Origin of the sequence: Bacillus cereus group sp. BceL291 (genome assembly GCF_051776705.1) — a bacterium.
GTDB classification, from domain to species: Bacteria; Bacillota; Bacilli; order Bacillales; family Bacillaceae_G; genus Bacillus_A; species Bacillus_A cereus.
The window spans coordinates 1-22,192 of the sequence record NZ_JBPWAP010000005.1; the positions used below are offsets into that span (position 1 = coordinate 1).

The window sequence follows — 22,192 nt, forward strand, 5'->3', positions numbered from 1 at the left end:
GGTCGGCAACACTCTATCTACAAATTTAAGTATCTCATAAAAATAGATACTCTTGGGTTTATAGGTACATCCCGTCCCTAAAAAACCTAACTTAATCATACGAGGAGGTGAAAAAAGTGGGAAGTTAAACTTTTTAATATTTTCTTTACCTACCATAATCTTTAGGAGTTATTTGTAAACTATTCATAAAAGGGGAGTTGTAGAAATGGGTAATTTAAAAAATATTAAGGCTGCTGATTTTAATTTAGAAGAGAGTTTTGAAGATGATATTTTTATGGAAGTAAACGGTGGAGGAACTTCTTCAGCGGAATGGGGTACAAATTTACCAAGTATTATAACTGGGCTTACTGCACTAACTGGAAACTCTAATGCATCTAATACTTATACGGAATTAGGTTGCTGCAGAGCATAATGAGGATACTTTGTGTTGTTGAAGTTGAATATTAATATTCAACTTCAACAATTACATGAGGAGGGGGAAAAAGTGAAAATAGTAGTATTAACACATTCAAGCTATAGTCATATTAAAGCAATTCAAGAATTTTTAGACGAATTAGTAATAGATAATGAGGTTTATTGTTTTTTAGACAAAGATTATGATTCATTTTGCCGAAATGAAAAGATAAATTATAAATTTTATAACGAAAATTGTGAAAAAGAATGTAATAAAATTATACAAGAACATAATAAAATGCTATGGTCATATATCGATCCTAATGAGAAAAAAGATATAAATGAATTGTTGATTGAAGTGGAGAAACCTCTTGAATATATGTTAAGTGGTGCAAAGGTGTATGAAAAATACTTACTTCCATTGATTCAGGAAATTAATCCGGATTTAATTATTCGAGATGCTTGTGCACTTTATGGAAGATTTATAGCTGATAAATTGAATGTAAAATTAATAGGATATGCTACAAGTATGATATATAATCATGATCACCTGATAAATAATCCAAGAGAAATTTTATCGGGCTATTTCCATTGGAATTTAGATCATTTTATGGATGATGAAGTTCAAGAGTTATTGTTAAAAACTGAAGAAATTACATTAAATTTATGCGAAAAATTTAATGTAAGGCCATTTTCCCCACTTTGTACCACTGACCCGGGAGAAGAATTTAATTTCTGTTTTGGAGGTACTCTGCTTCAGCCTGAATTAAATGAATCGAATACTATGATTGTACAACCCATGAAATTTAAAAATATTAGAGATTTTAATGACTCTAAAGAAAATGTTATTTTGATTTCGTCTGGTACTGTAGGTGTAAATAAAATGACATTTTATAATTATGTAATTAATGCTTTTGCGAACACAGATTATGAAGTTATTATTGGTTTCCACTATGCAAATGCTCCATTTATAAAAACAAAAACATTGCCAAATAATATTAGAATAGAATCTTTTGTTAATCAGGAGGACATTTTAAGAAAAGCAAAATTATTTATCACACACGGTGGCTATAATAGTATATTGGAATCTTTATACTATGATGTACCGATTCTTGTTAATCCTTTAATGAGTGAACAGTTTCTAAATGCTCAACAAATTAGTGAAAAACAAATCGGTATAAATTTAAAAACATATCCAATTAACTCCAATAGTTTGTATTCTATCAGTAAATTTTTAATAGAAAATGATGATTTAAAAGAGAATATTAAATTAATAAAACATAATTTGGAAGAAAGTCATAGTGTTAAATATTTAGTATCGCATATAAATTCATTGAACGAAGGAATGAATTAATTTATGGTTAAAAAGATTCTCCAACAGGATAGTCGAGATTGTGGTCCGGCGTGTTTAGCAATTATTTGCCGTCATTATGGCTTAAAAAAGAGTATATCCTTTATTAGAAGTATTGCTGGTACTGACCGAATGGGAACTAGTGGTTACGGGATGTTAAAGGCTGCAAAAGAGTTGAATTTTAATACGAAAGGGTTATTTATCAAAGATAAAAATCAGGTAACTGATTTGCAGTTCTACCCTTTTATAGCACATTTAGAACCATTGAAAGGTATGAATCATTATGTAGTGATTAATAAGATAAAAAATAATAAAGTGTATATTTCTGATCCGCAAGTTGGATTAAGAATCCTCTCTCTTACTCAATTTAATGAGTTATGGACAGGTTATGTTTTACTATTGGAACCGGATGCTAATTTCAAAAATCAAAAAGATGATAATAGTATATTTAGCTTATTTTTTGAGCTTATTGTTGGAGAGAAAAAAATATTATTTTTAATTTTTTTATTTTCAATTATTTCTACAACATTAGCCATTGTTAATTCTTTTTATTTTAAATATTTAGTGGATAAAATATTACCTTTAAATCAAGTTAACAATCTGAGATTTTTATCTTTAGGTATAATTTCTGCAGTAGTTGGTAAAGCGATAATTGATTTTAGTCGCCAGTATATGATTTTTATTTTTTCAAAGCGTATTGATATTCCTCTTATGTCAAAGGTTTATAATCATGTTACTAATTTACCAATGAATTTTTTTTCAAACAGAAGGGTAGGAGAGGTAATTTCAAGGTACCAAGATGCATCCGTTATTCGAGATGCTCTTTCTTCAGCAGCTATTGGATTCATGATGGATACAATTCTTTTAATTAGTGGTGGAATTGTGCTCTATCAGTTGAATTCATCCCTTTTTTATGTATCCTTGATTCCTATTATTTTGTATATTGTTTGTATTATTTCTTTTAAAAAAGTATTAGAAGTGAAAAATAGGGATACTCTTATTTCTGAATCTGAAGTCAATGGGTATTTGGTAGAAACCCTTAATGGTATTGAGTACGTAAAATCTTTTAATATAGAAAATAGTGTTATTGCAGATTTAAAAATAAAATATAGAGATTATATTAATAAAGTCACTAAATTTGCAGCAACTGCTAGTTTACAGATAACGATACAGCAATGTATAAAAGGTGTTTTTACTATTATTATATTATGGATAGGGGCTTTAAAAGTCATAGATCATCAAATATCTTTAGGAACATTAATTACATTTAATTCATTGTTAATTTATTTTTTTAGTCCTATTGAAAGCTTATTAGGTTTACAGCCGAAAATTCAAAGTGCATTGGTTGCCGGAGATAGACTTAAGGAAATGTTGGATTTAGAAATAGATAAGATAAATGAGAACTCGCTTCAATCTTTAAACACTATTAAATACATTGAAGTTAAAAATGTGGATTTTAGATATGGATCAAGAGATTTAGTCCTTTCAAATGTAAGTTTTAAAATTAAGTCTGGCGAAAAAGTTGCTTTTGTAGGTGAGAGTGGTTCTGGTAAAACAACGATTGCTAAGCTGTTGTTAAATTATTATTCAATTGAAAAAGGGAATATATTGATTTCAGGGAAACCAATAAACAATTTTAAAAAAACAGATCTTAGAAACCAAATTGTATATATGTCACAAGAAAACTTTTTCTTTAGTGGAACAATTAAGGAAAACTTGAAAATGGCGAATAATGATATTACCGATGAGGAAATTATTGAAGTATGTAAAAAGGTGGCTTTAGAAAATGTTATAGAAAAATTACCACATAAATATGACACTTATTTAGAAGAGAAAGGTGCAAATTTATCGAGTGGACAAAGACAAAGGTTAGCTATAGCTAGATGTTTGTTAAAAAAACCTTCTATATTTATATTGGATGAGGCGACATCTAATTTAGACTCTATAACGGCAAAAAAAATAAATGATTTATTGGACAATCTTGATGATTCTATTACTACTATTAATATAACCCATTCATTAAGGTTTGTTACTAATTGTTCAAAAGTTTTTGTAATGAAAAATGGTTGTATTATTGGGGAAGGAGATCATCAAAGTTTATTGAAAACGAATTCGTATTATACAGAATTATGGAGGGAACAAAATTATTTATAATAGAAAAGGTGTTTGTTATGAAGGAGTTTTTTAAGCAGGAAGTTATACATAATGTTATTAATGATACTGTGAAGAAAATTTTATTAAATAAAATACCCAGTAATGATTTATTATCAGTTTGCTTACTATTTAATGAATTAAGCAGTATTAATAGCGAATTTAATAAAATAAACATTCAAATTTTATCACGTGTAATGAATCCTAAAAACAAAGCTATTAATGGCATATCTTTTTATAGTGGCTTACCTCTTTTAAACTTTTGCTTATATAATGTGAATGGAGAGGTACAATTAGTAAAAGATATGAATAAGGTAATTATAGAGAGTGTTATTAAATCAAATAATTATAAAAAATTTTCTATGAAGAATCTTGAGTTAGTAAATGGTTTGACAGGTATTGCAAGATATTTGTTACATTTTAAAAGGAATGATGAGTCCTTAAGACTTTTAAAAGACATTTTAAATAGGATAATTTCTATATATCATGATTTTAATTCAATAAATTCGATAAAAAATTCTGAGATAGCCAGTTCAGTTAATAAAAATTTTTGGGGGGAATATGTTGATATAGGTATATCTCATGGTATATCTGGCCTGATGAGTTTACTTGCTATTTGTGGCCAACAAGGTGTTGAAGTTGCTAATCAAAAAACTGCGCTTAAAACATTAATTAATTTTTTAAGACAGATAAAGTACGATGATAATACCTGGCCGGAAAAAGTTATCTTATCGGAAGGTAATAATTATAATAAAGATAATACTTACAGGCCTAGTTGGTGTTATGGGAATAGTGGAATTGCAAGTACATTATATTTGAGTGGTAGGTATCTCGGAGAATCTACAGTAAAAACATTAGCTCTAAATGCTCTTTTATGTAATGCTCCATCACAGAGGAAAGAGAATATTAATTTTGATTCTCCCATGTTTTGTCATGGCTATGCTGGTTACATGCATATAGCATTAAAGTTATATCAAGAAGAAAAGGATGTTAGATTATTAGAAATTATAAAATTTTGTTTGTCTAAAATTTTAAGTTATTATGATGATTCTCTGCCTATGGGGTTTAAATCTGATGATGCACCTATAGTTGATTTATCTTTTGTAACGGGTATAGTCTCAATTTTATTACCTCTTTTAGATTTATTAAAATCCGATACAAATAAATGGGACTCAATATTTTTATTAAGCTAAATGAATATTACTATACTTACTTATATAGCTAATACCTTTCATATATCATGAGATTTGTTAATAGTTTGTGTAGAAATGGATATAAATACTCATTTTATAAGATGAATTCTTCTTTGATTTTAAATTATGTGATAAAAAGTATTAGTCGTCTTTTTAACGTGTGAACATTTCGTATATTTAATAATATGGATACCTAATTTCATGTTAGATATTTCCAGGTTGATTGTCAGTAGGATTATTTGATAAGTATACTAATAATTTTGATAGCATAAGAAATATTTTTGATTTATATTATTGATTCTGGTAAATATGAAATGATTAATTTTATAGAGTAATTTTCTTTTTTCCTATAAGGAGGTTTATAGGGGGAAAGAAAATTACTCTATATTTTTTTGAATAATATCAAGTGATTTTTATATAAAGTACATTCTTATCTATTTGTTTTTAGAGATACCAAAGTAAGTACATTTTTGTTAAATATTTTAAGAAACGCAAGGGAGAATTTTTTTAATGTTTATCATATTAAAGGTAAAAATAAGTTGTAAAAGGAAAAATAAAGGACGCCTAATGGAAGTAAGGGAAATATTGAATTTATAAATAAGAAAGAATACTATTGTACTTGCAACTAAACACTAATCTATTTTCATACAGTTATGTGTTAAAAGTGTGTTGTTTTATAACACACTGTGTGATTTTTGAACGACACACCAATTGAAAACGTTAACACACAAAGAAAATGCTTGGAAAAGCACTGATTTTATTGATTTTAAAAAGTTGGCACGCTAATTGCATTGGTAAATAGCGTAAAGAAAAATAAATAACATAAATTTTTTATACTATACAAGGGGGATTTTCAAATGAATATTTTATTATGTTGCTCAGCAGGGATGTCTACAAGTTTACTAGTTACAAAAATGGAAGCGGCTGCAAAAGCTCGCGGTTTAGAAGGCAAGATTTGGGCTGTATCTGGGGATGCAGTAAAAACGAATATCGATCAAGCAGATGTATTATTACTAGGACCACAAGTTCGTTACATGCTCTCTTCAATGAAAACGCTTGCTGATGAGAAAAACGTTGGAATCGACGTTATCAATCCAATGCACTACGGCATGATGAATGGAGAAGCAGTTTTAGATCACGCATTAACACTTAAAAAATAATTAGGGGGGAAGCGAAATGCAAAAGTTTATTGCATTTATGGAGAAGTATATTGTTCCTGTCGCTGGCAAAATCGGATCGCAACGTCATTTAGCTGCGATCCGAGACGGATTTATTGCAGTTATGCCACTTATTTTAGTAGGTTCGATGGCAATATTGGTTAATGGTTTACCAATTCCGGCGTTCCAAGATTTTATGAAAGATTTATTCGGTGAAACGTGGAAACAAATTGGTGGTGGCATGTGGACAGGTTCCTTCGGGGTATTAGCTTTGATGGTTGCGGTAACTACGAGTTACAATTTAGCAAAATCATATGGAGTTGACGGATTGTCAGCGGGGCTTATTTCATTTGGTGCGTTAATTATTTTTACACCAACAACTCCTAAAGAAGGTGGACTAAGTTTTCTTTGGACAGGTGCACAAGGGTTATTTGTATCATTAATTGTTGCAATTTTTGTTACAGAGGCGTTTCGCTTTTTTGTACAAAGAAACTTTACAATAAAAATGCCAGAGGGTGTTCCACCTGCAGTAATGAAATCATTTGCAGCGTTAGTACCAGCATTTGTTATTTTAACTTTGGTTGCAAGTATTCAATTAGCGGTGAAATTATCAGGTACTAGTGTTCATGAATTTATTTTTAATACACTACAAGTACCATTACAAGGTTTAGTGGGAACATTACCAAGTGCAATTGTAATTGCTCTATTACTACATCTTCTTTGGTTCTTTGGTTTGCATGGACCCAATATTGTTGGAGGGATTATCGAACCGTTATATTTGCCAGCATTGGAGAAAAATATAAGTCTATTCCAAAGTGGGACATCCGCATTTGAGGTTCCCAATATTGTTACAAAACCATTTTTTGATACTTTTGTATACCTTGGTGGTTCGGGTGCAACATTAGCATTTCTGGTAGTAATATTAATTATAGCTAAAAGTGCACAACTACGTGGGGTATCAAGGTTATCGCTTGGACCAAGTGCATTTAATATTAATGAACCAGTCATCTTTGGTACACCAATTGTCTTAAACCCAATTTTGTTTATTCCATTTATTTTAACACCAGTTATTTTGGTTATTACTTCTTACACAGCAATTTACTTTGGTTGGGTGCCAAAAACTGTTGCAATGGTTCCTTGGAACGTGCCACCGATTATTAGTGGTTATCTTGTAACAGGTGGACATATTTCAGGTGCCATTTTACAAATATTTAATTTTATACTTGCAATGATAATCTATTTCCCATTTGTTGTCGCATGCGATCGTTCAGTTATCCGTACTGAGAAAGCAGCACAAGGAAACAACAACTCTGTACCTATGTAACATAGTAATTGTTCTCACAGGCAACAGTGTCTGTGAGAACAATTACCTTTATATCATGTTCAAAAAGATGAAAAACATCTATATGAATACTAAACTATCATTAATAAATTCATACTTTAATAGACATGTTCAAACTGAAGGGGTATTTAAATCGGTTGAACCTTATAGAGAGGGCGGTAATTATAATGACTACAGCAGAACAAATTCCATTCCAATTGATTTTAAATAGTGGTAACGCACGAAGCTTTGCGATGGAGGCACTTCAATTTGCCAAACAGGGGAAAATGGTAGAAGCAGATGAAGCGATGGTAAAGGCAAAAGAAGCGATTAATGAAGCGCATCATTTCCAAACAGAGCTCATACAATCAGAAGCAAGAGGAGAAAAAACAGAGGTTAGTGTTCTTTTAATTCACGCACAAGATCATTTAATGAATGCGATTACAGTGAAAGAATTAGCAGCAGAGTTTATCGATCTTTATAAAAAACTTGAAGCGAAAGGGGAATAAAGCATGACTGGAATTAAAATTGCTACAATCGGCGGTGGATCTAGTTATACACCAGAGTTAATTGAAGGATTTATTAAGCGTTATGATGAGCTTCCTGTTCGTGAAATTTGGTTAGTAGATATTGAGGCAGGAAAAGAAAAGTTAGAAATCGTTGGTAACTTAGCAAAACGTATGGTAAAAAAATCAGGTTTACCAATCGAGGTACATTTAACACTTAATCGCCGTGAGGCATTAAAAGATGCTGACTTCGTAACAACACAACTTCGCGTTGGTTTATTAGAAGCACGTGCAAAAGATGAAGCAATCCCGTTAAAATATGATGTAATCGGTCAGGAAACAAATGGTCCTGGTGGTCTATTCAAAGCGTTGAGAACGATTCCTGTTATTTTAGATATTTGTAAAGATATGGAGGAGCTCTGTCCGAATGCATGGTTAATTAACTTTGCAAATCCAGCTGGTATGGTAACAGAGGCTGTCCTTCGTTATACAAATATTCAAAGAGTAGTTGGTCTATGTAACGTTCCAATCGGAATCCGCATGGGTCTTGCCAGATTACTTGAAGTAGATGCAAGTCGTGTTCACGTTGATTTCGCAGGTTTAAATCATATGGTATACGGACTAGATGTATACTTAGATGGCGTAAGTGTAATGGATCGTGTGTTAGAGCTTGTGACAGATCCAGAAAAACAAATTACGATGGAAAATATCGCAGCGCTTAACTGGGAACCAGACTTTATTCGCGGCCTTCGTGCAATTCCATGTCCATACCATCGTTACTACTACAAAACACGTGAAATGTTAGAAGAAGAGAAAGAGGCTTCTGTTGAAAAAGGTACACGTGCAGAAGTAGTAAAACAATTAGAAAATGATTTATTTGAGTTATATAAAGACCCGAACTTAGATATTAAACCACCACAATTAGAAAAACGTGGCGGAGCTTATTATAGTGATGCAGCATGTAGCTTAATTACGTCTATTTACAATAATAAAGGTGATATCCAGCCTGTTAATACACGAAACAACGGAACAATTGCAAGCTTACCACATGATTCAGCTGTTGAAGTGAACTGTATTATTACGAAAGAAGGCCCAAAACCAATTGCAGTTGGAGATCTTCCAGCACCAGTTCGCGGTTTAGTACAACAAATTAAATCATTCGAGCGCACAACAATTGAAGCTGCTGTTACAGGGGATTATCATAAGGCGCTGCTTGCTATGACAATCAATCCACTTGTACCATCAGATAAAGTTGCAAAACAAATTTTAGATGAAATGTTGGAAGCACATAAAGAGTATCTTCCACAGTTCTTTAAAAAGGTAGAGAAGTAAAAGCGGCGCTATTTAGCCCGCTTTTTTTATTCTATTAGGAGGTATTATGATGATTAAGTTAATTGTAAATGCAGATGATTTCGGTCTTACAGAAGGTACAAATTACGGCATTATTGATGGGCATATAAATGGACTTGTAAATTCAACGACGATGATGATGAATATGCCAGGAACAGAGCATGCGGTACGCTTAGCGAAAGAGTATAACCTACTCGGAGTAGGCGTACATCTCGTATTAACAGCAGGGGAGCCACTTCTTGGAGACGTACCATCACTTGTAGGTAGCGACGGATCGTTTCATAAACAAAGTGTTGTAAGGGAAGGGAATATAAATCCAGAAGAAGTTGAGAGAGAGTGGACTGCTCAAATTGAGAAATTCCTATCTTACGGATTAACACCAACTCATTTAGATAGTCATCATCATGTACACGGATTACCGATCTTACACGATGTTCTTGAGAGATTAGCAGCTAAATATAATGTTCCAATTCGTCGTTGTGGGGAAGATAGAGCGGTGCATCCATTTTCTGATGTATTTTACAGTGACTTTTATGCGGATGGTGTGACGGAAGATTACTTTGTGAAGTTAATAGAAAGAGTACAAGGTGAACAAACGGTAGAAATTATGGTTCATCCAGCTTATATTGATCCAGAGCTTGTGAAGCGTTCTTCTTACGTAATGGATCGTGTGAAGGAATTGCGTATTTTAACAGAGAGTGAGTTGCCTGAAGGGATAGAACTTGTGAAGTTTTAATAGAAAAACGACGGCTACATCATGCCGTCGTTTTTTATTTACAAAATGGATAGAATATATCCGCCAAAAGCTCCAAGTATAACGATAACCGAAGGCGGTGCTTTCCAAAAAGCTAGTAAGCAAAAAAGAAGCGAAGCGAAAACGAAATCTGAAGCATTTATAATTGTACTCGTCCAAATGGGATCGTAAAAAGCGGCAATTAAAATACCAACAACTGCGGCGTTAACACCAAGTAGTGCGCCTTGTATGAATGATATTTTTCTCACATTGTTCCAAAATGGTAAAACACCAATAACGAGTAAGAAAGCAGGGAGGAAAATCGAAATTGTTGCGATTATTGCCCCAAGCGTCCCGTTTAACACTGCTCCTATATAAGAGGCGAATGTAAATAGTGGTCCTGGTACTGCTTGTGTTAATCCGTATCCAGCTAGGAACTGTTCTTTCGTCATCATTCCGTTTTGTACGAACTCACCTTCAAGAAGGGGCAGCACGACGTGTCCTCCTCCAAATACAAGTGCGCCAGAGCGATAGAAACTGTCAAATAAAGCGATGTAATAAGAGAACGGTCTTAATATTGGTAGCAGTAGTAATAGTCCAAAGAATAAGACGAGGCAAGAAACTGCTATCTTTTTTGAAATAGGTACTCTTATATTTTGAGATTGGCTAATTGGTTGGTTGCGATATAAAAACCAACCGATAAAGCCACATATTATAATAAGGATGACTTGTGTCCAACTACTTGGCCATAATAAGGCGATTGCGGCAGTTAGAATCGCAATCGTTGCACGATTTCGATCTGGAGTTAACTTTCGCGCCATTCCCCATATGGCATGAGCGACAATAGCGACTGCTACAAGTTTTAGTCCATGAATCCAGCCAGCACTTCCAAGATCGAACTGATTAAGGAATGAGGCGAAGAAAACTAAAACAAGCACAGACGGTAAAGTGAATCCAATCCATGAAATAATAGCTCCTAAAAGCCCGCCCCTTAATAATCCAACCCCCATACCGACTTGACTGCTGGCAGGACCAGGAAGGAATTGACATAGCGCTACTAAATCTCCATAGCTTCGTTCATCCATCCATTTTCTTTTTTGCACGTATTCGTGGTGAAAATAGCCGAGGTGAGCGACAGGACCGCCGAATGAAGTAAGTCCTAATTTAAATGAGACGAGAAAAATCTCTAATAATGCGTGAAAGATGTGTTTGTTTTTTTTCAAAATAACCTCCTATAATGTTTTTCTATGTGCATTATACAAGAGACTTTCAATCTACAGGAACGATTTTAATGTAAAGATTTTGTGAATCTTTTCTTTGTAATTAAAATTGAAAAAGTCATAAATGATTATGTCTAAACCATAAAGTAGTAGAAGTAGTACTGGGAAATTTATATAAGGAGAATGCCTTATGACAACACATTTCTTTGCTAGGTTAACAGGTAAGAGGGAAGTGCCTCCTGTAAATACAGAAGCTTTTGGGGTAGCAGAGTTTATTTTTAGTGATGATTTAACGAAATTGCATTACAGAGTAATACTAAAAAATATAGAAAAGGTTACATCGTGTCAAATTCATTTAGGGAAGTCTACTCAAATTGGTCCTGTTGTTTTATATTTGTATGGTCCACTGGAGCAAGGAATTAGCTTGAACGAGGGAGGTATTACTGGTGTAGTGAATGTAGAGGATTTTGAGGGACCTTTACAAGGGAAATCATTTGTTCATTTACTTCAAGAAATTATTCAAGCAAATGTATATGTTAATGTCCATACGAAATCACAAAAAAGAGGAGAAATAAGAGGGCGAGTTAGAAAAGTAAAGAAGTAGAGGAAAAGGCTGTCCATATGTTGGAACAGCCTTTTCTCATTATATAAGGTGCTAGTTTTAGCGATTATTGTCGGTAAATCGATATATTTTGAAAATCGCTGATATAATCTGGGTTGCGCCGATATATTTTGAAAATCGCTGATATAATCTGGGTTGCGCCGATATATTTTGAAAATCGCTGATATAATCTGAGTTGCGCCGATATATTTCAATAATCACTGATATAACTCACGTTACGGTCGATATTTTTAAAAACGGCCTCGATTAATTTTTCACAGGCTGATTTTTAATAAAGAAGTCCATAACATAAAATACTTCGTCATCAGGTATTTGTATTTCAAATGTGTTTTCAATTGGTTGCAACGCTTTTTTTACTTTCATATACATCCAGTACTCATCTTGTCTTCTTTTCTCTTTATCAGGGTGAGGAAGAAGGCTTTCTCCTTTTTGAAGACGGTCAACCATACAGCTCATATGCAGAATAACACCCATTAAGCTATCAGGAGTTAGCTGTAAGGAAATTAATTCCTGAATTGTATTTAATGCGTAACGAATTGTTTTGATAAGTAATGCTCCATCGTTACGCTGCATTTGTTGTTCAAGAATATCCGCCATTTTTGCATATGTTTCTTCATACGTAATTAATTCTTGAATTGGCTGAATCGCTGTGTAGTTTACGATGTCTTGGAAATGATATGTTAAGCATGGTACTTGCACATCGAAATTCGTGACAATACAAATGATGTTACGCTCTTTTTTTATGTTCTCAATCATTTTCGTTAAATCTTTTTCATGGACGATACTAATTGGAATAATTTCAATTAAGTCTTTATCAAATCGTAAATAGTTCTCTAACATTTTTTGAATAGCTAAAGCACTTCCTTCACCAGTTAAGCAAGCTGTTAAAATAACAGATTTCATTGGAGAGAGAGGTTTTTTCTTTTCTTCTTGTACGTTTAAGTAAAATGGTGTTAAATTTTTTACTGTTTCATACAGCGCATCTAATGAATAACCGAGCTGAGCTTTTCGAGCTGCTTCTAGTGCGTGTGGTGTGCTCGTCATCGAGAGAACACGTACAGGGATTTTGAACTCCGTTTCTAATATGTCACCGATATAAGCAAGTGACCCCATATCGACAAGTAAGAGAAGCCCATTTACATTTTGTAGTGTTTTCATATACACTTTCACACGTTCCAAGAAATCTTTCGGTGATTCGTGTAACGGCATATCAATACCGGTTACTTCCTCAATGCCGAGAAGTTCGTTTGCGACGTTTGCCATTTCAGTTGCGATGCCATTACCGTGTGCTAATATTAATACTTTTACTTCTGTTTGTGAGGCAGGAATTGGATCAACAACGAAGAACATTGTTAAAAAGCCAGCTTCATCAATAGGCATTGTTATTTGTAATTCTTCCTCCAGTAGTTGAATGCATTGCATAGCTACGGAAAAAGTTTCTTTATATTTCGTACGAATTTGATTTAATTGTGGGTGATGTATTTGTTTGCCGCTTTGTAAACGTTGTAGAGTTGTCTGTACATGTAAACTTAAAGCGAGAAATACTTTTTCATCAAACGTCTTAGATAAATGCTTTTCAGCAAGTTCCGCTATTTTTTCACATACGGAAACGATATTACGATCCACAATTTTAAAAACATTTTCATGGCTTGTTTTTTTTGATATTTGGTTAAAATATTGTACGAAAAAGCTTTGAACATCATTTTCTATTAGTAATTCTAATTCTTCCTCTTCAATACCACGTGCTTGAAGTTCTTCGTATTTATAATCAATATAATCGTAAATAGAAGAGCGTTTTTCATCTTCTGTTTTATGATTACTCCAACCTTCCTCACCTGTAAATACAAATGTTTCATTTGGTATTTGGTATAAGTGACGGCTCTTCCTTTCAATGAACAACCCTTCTTTCATATACCAAGGTAAATCTGTACTTGAAACATAGACAGAATCACGTTTCTTTGTGACCAAATCAGAATAGGCTTTCGCACAGGCAATTTGAACATCTGTTTTTAATTGACCAATGTTATTGGGACAATTGTAAAAGACGAAAGCACGCATTGCATTTGGGCTAACGTGAATGTCTTTTCGCAGACGAATTGCTTCATTTGTGAAAAATCGCTGTAGTAAAGCAAAGCGCTCTTTATGTGTACGCTCACGAAGTGGTGGCAGCGTAACAGTCATTGGTATACGTCTTGTAAATGTTTTTAATAAAAATGAATTTGGTTCTTCTGTTGTTGCAGTAATGATTAATACTTGTGCTTTACGTTCGTTCTCTGTTTCTCCAAGGCGGCGGTACACTCCGCGGTCAATAAAGGTGAAAAGCATTTCTTGTCCCTCTGGAGGCAGGCGATGTACTTCATCTAAGAAAAGAATTCCTTCATGTGCTTTTTCAATTAACCCTTTTTGATCACTTGCTCCTGTATAAGCTCCTTTTTTAATCCCAAATAATTGCCCGAGTAGTAACTGTGGATTATTTGCATAATCAGCACAGTTAAATACGATAAATGGTGCATCTTTTGGAAGCTGTTCAACTTCAATTGCATATTCGTGCATTAAAGAAGCAAACATAGACTTTCCGACCCCTGTTTCTCCCAGTAGTAAAGTATGCATACCGTTTGGAGGATAGAGAATAGAAGCTTTCGCTTTTTCAATTGCAATTTTAAGGCTCGTATTTTCAATTGCAAATGTATCTAATGAAGTTATGTCTTTTGAATGCGTTTCCAACGAAGTGTTCGTTTGTATGTAAAAACGAACAGGTCGCGTATTTGTTTTTAATAAACGTTTATCTTTTACAAGTTTGTTTAAATCGCTACTTACATTGGCGCGATCTAGTTGCAGAAATGTAGCGAGTTCTGATGCGGTTACACCTTCTGTATAATTGCCTTTTTGTATTGCGTTAAAAATGAGATCTATTCGTTTCATTTCTATTCACCTCGAAACTTCATCACTATTTAAAATTTTACACAAAAATGGGAAGGGTGGGAAGAGAAAAATAAAACAGCTTTAGCACATAGGTGCTAAAGCTGTTACAATCTTGTGTCTTTCCAAAAATTCACTTTGAGATGAGAAGAAGGATTATAGGGAAGAAGTTTGTATCCTTGTGACTGTAAGTAATCAATTACTTTTGGCAGTATTTGTACGGTTACACTCGAATCATGCATTAAAATGACTTCGACTTGTTCATCACTTTGATTACGTACTCTTTCGAGTATGGCAGAAGGATTGTCATAGCTTTTCCAGTCGTATGTATCGATCGTCCAATCCCACATTTTATACTGGGCCGATACAAGTGCGTCACGGTAATTCTTTTTTAAATAAGGCATACTACCATATGGAACGCGAACGAGATGTGTATTTAATTTCGTAACTTGCTGGACAATGCTTTGTGTTTGCTCCATTTCTGCAATTAAAGTGGAAGGGTCACCAGTGTAAAGGCGTTTTACATCATGTGACATGCTGTGGAGCCCGATATAATGTCCTTCTTTAATTAATCGTTGCATCGTTTTTGTGTAATGTGGCACTTTTCCGCCAATAACAAAGAAAGTTGCTTTTCCGTTCTTTTCTTTTAAGATGTTTAAAATTTGTGTAGTATATTTGTTTGGCCCGTCATCAAATGTTAAGTACGCAATTTTTTGTGTAGGAGAAGTTGTTTCAGTATTTGGATGATATTCAGCAGGAATAACAGTTGTTGCTTCAGTATTAGATGATACGTACATAGTAATCGTTAAAAATAAAATAATACATTGAAATACTCGCTTGATCATAACATTCACCCTCAGTTTGACAATCAAGATGTAAAAAAGAAAACTTGATACTTTTCTTATTATGTATAGCTTTCTCCAATAGAGGAACTCTCAAACAATCTATATTTTGGAAATATAAAATGAGAATAAAAAATAGCATCCTCTTATAAGAAAGAGGATGCTATTTGAATATTTCATAATTGAAAAGGCTATACTACAATTAGTCTTCGCGTTTTTTCACTTTTTTATAAAAGGAAATGATTGGTTTGTAGCGTTCATGTACAAGCCCGATTATTTCAGCGATGATTTCTGTGAAGAAAATCAAAGCGAAAAGAAGAATAATGGATAACCATAACGTTGCACTAGTGAAAATAATGGCATTTACACTAAAGAAAATACCGAATGCGTATATAATTAGTACCGTTTTGCGATGAGAGAATCCCATTGCAAGTAAGCGGTGATGTAAATGTGATTTATCTGGTGCTGAAATAGGTTTTTTATTTACGATACGACGGATGATTGCAAATATCGTATCAAATATAGGTACACCTAAAATGATAATTGGAACGATAAAACTGAATAACGTTACACTTTTGTATAATCCAAGTAACGATATAACAGAGATACAGTATCCTAAAAATAGTGCTCCTGTATCTCCCATGAAAATTTTTGCTGGATGGAAGTTGTAGAATAAAAATCCAATTGTACTTGCTAATATAATTAATGCAAGTGGCAAGATAATAGCTGTTCCAGTACCCCATGGGCTAGTGAAGGCCATATATGCTAGCGTTGCAAGTACGATAGATGAAATCCCAGCAGATAATCCATCTAAGCCGTCAATTAAGTTGATTGCATTCGTAATACCTACAAGCCAAAATACTGTAATTGGATAAGCAAGCCATCCAAGTTCAGTATCCCCAAGGAATGGGATATATAATACTTGCACTAATAATCCACTTTTTACAATCATAATGGCAACTAACAGTTGCCCACCGAATTTTACTCTCGCAGATAACTCGTACATATCATCTAAAATTCCGATGATTACAATGATAATCGCACCTAGCGTTATCGATAACATTCTTTGTTCATATAAGCCGCCGACAACAAATCCTACAGCTACACCAATAAATATTGCCAACCCGCCAAGACGTGGCATAATCTTTTGGTGCACTTTACGTGCGTTTGGCTTATCTGTCGCTCCTATTTTAAAAGCTAATTTAATAACTAAAGGAGTAACGACGAGTACAGTGATGAATGATGCCAAAATGGCATAAATCACTTGTGAGTCCATTAATACCCCACCCTTTATAGTCTAACGTAATTTTTTTTGAAAATATATTTATCTGAAAATTATGATGTTTATTTACAGGCTCATAACATATGGTATCACAAAAAGATTAGAATTCAATCTTTTTTTCTTTTTACGGTTAATGGAAACGGATAGAATATATGACAATTGTATATAGAATGTTGAATCATATAAGAAGGTTAATTGTACTGGGCTTTGGAATGTAACATTTCCTCTTTTTCTTCAATAGTGAATACTTTTATTTCAGTATTATAAGTGTTGCACGTAGAAATGAGTAAGTTTCGTGTTAAAATGTGGGAATTTATCACGCGTGAACGGGCAGCCGGATTCTCATTGATTAAGTTTTACTTTATAGTGCATTTAATTTTACAAAAACTTTAAAAAAAATAAGGGAAGTAATTCATATAATGAAGAAGGAAAAGGGTTTTCTCATTTTTAATATGAGAGGGGGAAGCGCAGGGAGAGTTCTATATTTCATATCTTTTCTATTGTAAATTCCTGTGCGAAAAGGAAATGAAAATTACGATAGTAGGTACTGGATATGTTGGATTGATTACAGGAGTAGGATTGGCAAAATTAGGGCATTCAGTTACATGTTTTGATATAGATGATGAAAAAATTGAACGGATAAAACAAGGGGATTTACCTATTTATGAGGCCAGATTACATGAATTAATAAATTATGCATATGAGAATAATGCTTTAACTTTTACATCAAATAAAGAAGAGGCATTTGATGATGTAGAGTTTATATTTATTGCAGTTGGAACACCACCTTTATTAGATGGGACGGCAGATTTAACGTATATTCAGAGTGCTTGTAATGATATTGGATTATATGCGACGAACGATATTATTGTTGTTACAAAAAGTACAGTTCCAGTAGGTACAAATGATGTAATGAAGGGATGGATTGAGGAGAAGTTAAAAGGGAGGCATACAGTACATATCGTATCGAATCCAGAGTTTTTGCGTGAGGGTTCAGGTATTTATGATTTCTTTCATGGAGATCGTATTGTAATTGGAGCGGATAGTAAGGAAGTAGCAAGAAGAGTAGAGAGTTTGTATAGTCAATTATGCTTAGAAACGTATGTTACAGATATTAAAAGTGCGGAGATGATTAAATACGCGTCGAACGCCTTTTTAGCTACAAAGATTAGTTTCATTAATGAAATTTCAAATATATGTGAGAAGGTAGGCGCGAATGTATTGGATGTTGCCAAAGGGATGGGAATGGATAAGAGAATCGGTGCATCTTTTTAAATGCGGGCATTGGCTACGGAGGGTCGTGTTTTCCGAAAGATACGAAAGCACTGGTACAAATTGCGGGAAATGTTGCTCATGATTTTCGTTTGTTAAAAGCAGTTATTGAAGTAAATAATAAGCAACAGTTGCTATTGATTGAAAAAGCGAAAAAAGTTATGAACATGAATAAAAAGCGGATTGCAGTTCTTGGCGCATCCTTTAAACCGAATACGGATGATATTAGAGAGGCATCATCTCTTATTATAATAGAAGCATTAATTAATATAGGTGCAGATATTGTTCTTTATGACCCAAAAGCAATTCAATATGTAAAGAATATATTTGGAGATGCTATACAATATAGTAGATGTATAGATGAATCGATTAGAGATGCGAGTGCGGTTTTTATCGTAACAGAATGGGGAGATATTCAAACTTATCCGTTAGAAAAGTACGTACAACTTATGAGGGAGCCTATTTTATTTGATGGGAGAAATTGTTATACTGATGAAGATGTTAAGAAACAAAAGATAGATTATTACTCGGTGGGAAGAAAAAGTATTTGTAATAGAAAAGTTTCTGTTATGCGTTAAAAAGGGATGTACTCATGTATATTTTTATATGTCATAATAGAAGCTGTAATTAGTGAAAGAAAAGAGGCAATCACATGACTGAACGTTTAAAAGTAATGACAATTTTCGGGACACGTCCAGAAGCAATTAAAATGGCACCTCTTGTATTAGAGTTGCAAAAACACCCAGAAAAAATTGAATCGATTGTGACTGTAACAGCACAACATCGCCAAATGTTAGATCAAGTATTAAGTATCTTTGGAATTACGCCAGATTTCGATTTAAATATTATGAAAGACCGCCAAACTTTAATTGATGTTACAACGCGTGGTTTAGAAGGTTTGGATAAAGTAATGAAAGAAGCGAAGCCGGATATTGTACTTGTACATGGTGATACAACAACAACATTTATTGCAAGTTTAGCTGCTTTTTATAATCAAATTCCAGTAGGTCATGTTGAGGCGGGCCTTCGTACATGGGATAAGTATTCTCCATACCCAGAAGAGATGAATCGTCAATTAACAGGTGTAATGGCGGATCTTCATTTCTCACCGACAGCAAAATCAGCAACGAACTTACAGAAGGAAAATAAAGATGAGTCACGTATTTTCATTACAGGAAATACAGCGATTGACGCACTACAAACGACTGTAAAAGAAACATATAGTCATCCTGTACTAGAGAAACTTGGAAATGATCGTCTTGTACTTATGACAGCTCACCGCCGTGAAAACTTAGGTGAACCGATGCGTAATATGTTCCGTGCAATTAAGCGTCTTGTTGACAAACATGAAGATGTACAAGTTGTGTACCCTGTTCATATGAACCCTGTTGTTCGTGAAATAGCAAATGAAATTTTAGGTGAACATAACCGTATTCATTTAATTGAGCCGCTAGATGTAATTGATTTCCACAATGTTGCAGCTCGTTCATACTTAATGTTAACGGATTCTGGTGGTGTACAAGAAGAAGCTCCATCACTTGGTGTACCAGTTCTTGTTCTTCGTGATACAACAGAGCGCCCTGAAGGTATTGAAGCAGGTACGCTGAAATTAGCAGGAACAGACGAAGAGACAATCTTTGGTCTTGCTGATGAGCTGTTATCAGATAAAGAAGCTCATGATAAGATGGCGAAAGCATCTAACCCTTACGGTGATGGTCGTGCATCAGAGCGTATTGTAGAAGCAATTTTACAGCACTTTAATAAGTAAATAAAAAAGGCCCAATCGCATAGATTGGGCCTTTTTGTTACGGCTGATTGCGCATAATCCACTCTGCATGAGCATTTGTAGAAGGTGGCGGATCAGTTGGTGTTTTATTTTGGTTTGTTGCTTTTTTTGTTTGTTCGTTAGAATTAGAACTTGAATTTGAATCAGGATTTGAATTGTTTTTTGTAGTTGGATTTTTTGCTTTTTCTCCTAATTCTTTTTCAATTTCGTTACGCACCGTTTCGACACTGATTGGATCTGGAAGGAAGTAATAAATACCGCCTATCTTTTTGTCTTCGCCTTCAAGCTTTAACGTTTGTATTGTAGAAGGATCAAATCCAGAGAGTTTATTGTAAAGAGCAAGTCCGTCTGAAATAGGAATGTCGGTTTTTATATATTTTCCAACTACAGTCGTTAAATCTTTAATTTTAAATACAGTAGAGGTGGAGTTTAGCTTTTGGGCAACAGCGGCCAGTAATTGTCTTTGTCTAGCAGCACGACCATAATCGCCATTTGGATCTTGCTTTCGCATACGGACGTAAGCAAGTGCTTCTTCACCGTTTAAGTTTTGCTGTCCTTGCTTAAATTGAATTTTTTTGTAGTAATCCACGTCAGAGCGCTCCCAAAAATCGAAGGGTACGTCAACGGTAACACCGCCAACAGCATCAACGATACCTTTAAAGCCTTGGAAATCAATTTTAATATAATGGTCTACAGGAACTTTTAGAAAACCTTCTACAGTTTTGATTGCCATTTCCTCTCCACCGTAAGCATGGGCGGCATTAATTTTGTCTTCTTTTCCCTTTCCAACAATCGGAACGCGGCTATCACGAGGAATGCTCATAAGTGAAACCTTTTTAGTTTTCGGATTGACTGTTGCAAACATTAATGAGTCTGTACGACCATTTTGACCATCTGTCGCATAATCTTCTATACCCATAATGAGAATTGTAAAAGGTTCCTTTGTAATTTCTACATCTTCGTTTCTTAAATCCGATTTTTCACGAGTAAAACCACTATACATCCCCATAAGAGAAGAGTAAGAATTTAACACATAAACTCCTATACTGCCAAATAAAAATGCGAAAATAAGGAAGAAGAAAAGTTTCCTTCTTCGCTTCTTTTTTATTCTGCTATTTTGGAGATGATAATAACGTTCTTCCATATATAATCTCCTTAGTTCGTTAGTTCATTTGTAGGGAAGTAATTCACTACATTAATCTTTGAAGGTGATAAATGGGTTATGCTTAGATAACATCTTGTTCTAAGTACAACATATCTCCTTCTGTAATTGTACATTTCCCGTTTGTTAATTCAATCATCCAATCTGTAAATGCTTGTTTGCCGTCTTCTTCTACATACGTATCAAATGTGACATTTTCTAGATAATGAATATCTTTAATGGCATATTTTGAATTGCGTAATTCATTTTCCACTTTGCCAAGTAATGTGTAATCAATCTCGGTTTGCATCACACGCATTAGTTTTCGCTGGACAACACCGACATGATTAATGCCTTCGCTTGTACACTTTCCATATGCACGAATTAATCCACCTGCGCCAAGTTTAATGCCACCAAAATAGCGTGTTACGACGACGACGGTATCTTTTAGTCCGCGTTTTTTTAGTACCTCTAACATTGGTACGCCAGCTGTACCGCTAGGCTCACCGTCATCATTTGCCTTTTGAATATGATCTTGTTCGCCAATTAAATAAGCGGAACAATTATGTGTTGCATTCCAGTGTTGTTTTTTTATTTTTTGTATAAATTCTTGAGCCTCTTCCTCAGTTGTTGCTCGGCTAATATAACAAATAAATCTTGATTTTTGAATGACGATTTCGTGTTCGCCGTAGTCTTTGATTGTAAAATATTGTAATAGCACTTGTGTACGCCCCTATCTATCAAAATGACTAGTACTTTCCATTTTAAAAGCGAGCCTTTTTATATTCAAACATTTTTTCTAAATATGCTGAAGTTTTTGGTGAGTATTTTATCTTTTTGTTGTAATTTGTCGAGATGGTAGGTATAATTTCAACCGGCATTTTCATGTATGGATGCACCATTTGTAGTTTTCGTGTAAAATTAGGAAATAAAACTTTTTATAAGGCAGGTAC

17 protein-coding genes and 1 pseudogene are annotated in these 22,192 nt (G+C 33.9%); 12 read left to right on the forward strand and 6 right to left on the reverse strand.

All coding sequences use genetic code 11. The features are described 5' to 3' along the window. The first annotated feature begins 205 nt into the window (after positions 1 to 205). The 9 genes from ACS2CR_RS05765 (at position 206) to chbG (ending at position 10,158) form a co-directional block, all read left to right on the forward strand. Positions 206 to 412, forward strand: coding sequence for a hypothetical protein (locus ACS2CR_RS05765; protein WP_000527384.1), 207 nt, complete (start codon positions 206 to 208; stop codon positions 410 to 412). 72 nt (positions 413 to 484) lie between these two features. After that, positions 485 to 1,747, forward strand: a complete 1,263-nt coding sequence (locus ACS2CR_RS05770) for a glycosyltransferase (protein ID WP_053513798.1) — start codon at positions 485 to 487, stop codon at positions 1,745 to 1,747. Between the two features lie 3 nt (positions 1,748 to 1,750). Continuing rightward, positions 1,751 to 3,898: a peptidase domain-containing ABC transporter gene (locus ACS2CR_RS05775; protein WP_002062627.1), complete on the forward strand. Its 2,148-nt coding sequence runs from the start codon at positions 1,751 to 1,753 to the stop codon at positions 3,896 to 3,898. Between the two features lie 17 nt (positions 3,899 to 3,915). Beyond that, on the forward strand, positions 3,916 to 5,088 hold the full coding sequence (locus tag ACS2CR_RS05780; protein ID WP_053513800.1) for a lanthionine synthetase C family protein: 1,173 nt from the start codon (positions 3,916 to 3,918) through the stop codon (positions 5,086 to 5,088). Between the two features lie 857 nt (positions 5,089 to 5,945). After that, positions 5,946 to 6,248: a PTS sugar transporter subunit IIB gene (locus ACS2CR_RS05785; protein WP_001023567.1), complete on the forward strand. Its 303-nt coding sequence runs from the start codon at positions 5,946 to 5,948 to the stop codon at positions 6,246 to 6,248. 16 nt (positions 6,249 to 6,264) lie between these two features. Beyond that, a complete protein-coding gene (celB, locus tag ACS2CR_RS05790) occupies positions 6,265 to 7,569 on the forward strand; it encodes a PTS cellobiose transporter subunit IIC (RefSeq protein ID WP_001168838.1) in 1,305 nt (434 codons plus the stop codon). Between the two features lie 182 nt (positions 7,570 to 7,751). Beyond that, entirely contained in the window at positions 7,752 to 8,075 is a 324-nt protein-coding gene (locus ACS2CR_RS05795) for a PTS lactose/cellobiose transporter subunit IIA (protein WP_000989059.1), read from the forward strand. 3 nt (positions 8,076 to 8,078) lie between these two features. Further along, positions 8,079 to 9,404, forward strand: a complete 1,326-nt coding sequence (gene celF / locus ACS2CR_RS05800; RefSeq protein WP_153602852.1) for a 6-phospho-beta-glucosidase — start codon at positions 8,079 to 8,081, stop codon at positions 9,402 to 9,404. A 49-nt stretch (positions 9,405 to 9,453) separates the two neighbouring features. Further along, positions 9,454 to 10,158, forward strand: coding sequence for a chitin disaccharide deacetylase (gene chbG, locus ACS2CR_RS05805; protein WP_053513804.1), 705 nt, complete (start codon positions 9,454 to 9,456; stop codon positions 10,156 to 10,158). 38 nt (positions 10,159 to 10,196) lie between these two features. On the opposite strand, the gene ACS2CR_RS05810 is transcribed toward chbG, so the two are convergent. Beyond that, complete coding sequence (locus tag ACS2CR_RS05810; protein ID WP_053513806.1) at positions 10,197 to 11,378, reverse strand: chromate transporter; 1,182 nt, start codon at positions 11,376 to 11,378, stop codon at positions 10,197 to 10,199. Between the two features lie 187 nt (positions 11,379 to 11,565). Between ACS2CR_RS05810 and exsM the strand changes: the two genes are divergently transcribed. Beyond that, complete coding sequence (gene exsM / locus ACS2CR_RS05815) at positions 11,566 to 11,979, forward strand: exosporium regulatory protein ExsM (protein ID WP_153602853.1); 414 nt, start codon at positions 11,566 to 11,568, stop codon at positions 11,977 to 11,979. A gap of 264 nt (positions 11,980 to 12,243) precedes the next feature. Here exsM and ACS2CR_RS05820 read toward each other — a convergent pair whose 3' ends face one another. The 3 genes from ACS2CR_RS05820 to ACS2CR_RS05830 form a co-directional block, all read right to left on the reverse strand. Next, positions 12,244 to 14,919, reverse strand: a complete 2,676-nt coding sequence (locus ACS2CR_RS05820; protein ID WP_053513807.1) for a PRD domain-containing protein — start codon at positions 14,917 to 14,919, stop codon at positions 12,244 to 12,246. A 104-nt stretch (positions 14,920 to 15,023) separates the two neighbouring features. Beyond that, positions 15,024 to 15,761: a polysaccharide deacetylase family protein gene (locus ACS2CR_RS05825; RefSeq protein ID WP_000597152.1), complete on the reverse strand. Its 738-nt coding sequence runs from the start codon at positions 15,759 to 15,761 to the stop codon at positions 15,024 to 15,026. Between the two features lie 199 nt (positions 15,762 to 15,960). After that, complete coding sequence (locus tag ACS2CR_RS05830) at positions 15,961 to 17,034, reverse strand: glycosyltransferase family 4 protein (RefSeq protein ID WP_000378319.1); 1,074 nt, start codon at positions 17,032 to 17,034, stop codon at positions 15,961 to 15,963. Between the two features lie 531 nt (positions 17,035 to 17,565). On the opposite strand from ACS2CR_RS05830, the pseudogene ACS2CR_RS05835 reads away from it, so the two are divergent. Beyond that, a pseudogene (locus ACS2CR_RS05835) lies at positions 17,566 to 18,890 on the forward strand (UDP-glucose dehydrogenase family protein). Between the two features lie 74 nt (positions 18,891 to 18,964). Next, positions 18,965 to 20,080 carry a non-hydrolyzing UDP-N-acetylglucosamine 2-epimerase gene (gene wecB, locus ACS2CR_RS05840; RefSeq protein ID WP_000140145.1) on the forward strand — a complete coding sequence of 372 codons (1,116 nt, stop codon included), beginning with the start codon at positions 18,965 to 18,967 and terminating at the stop codon, positions 20,078 to 20,080. A 37-nt stretch (positions 20,081 to 20,117) separates the two neighbouring features. Here the strand turns inward: wecB and ACS2CR_RS05845 are convergent, their stop codons facing one another. Together ACS2CR_RS05845 and ACS2CR_RS05850 are read right to left on the reverse strand one after the other, a co-directional pair. Continuing rightward, complete coding sequence (locus ACS2CR_RS05845; RefSeq protein ID WP_000392787.1) at positions 20,118 to 21,242, reverse strand: LCP family protein; 1,125 nt, start codon at positions 21,240 to 21,242, stop codon at positions 20,118 to 20,120. A gap of 82 nt (positions 21,243 to 21,324) precedes the next feature. Continuing rightward, entirely contained in the window at positions 21,325 to 21,960 is a 636-nt protein-coding gene (locus tag ACS2CR_RS05850) for a YigZ family protein (protein WP_000926665.1), read from the reverse strand. Positions 21,961 to 22,192: the final 232 nt, after the last annotated feature.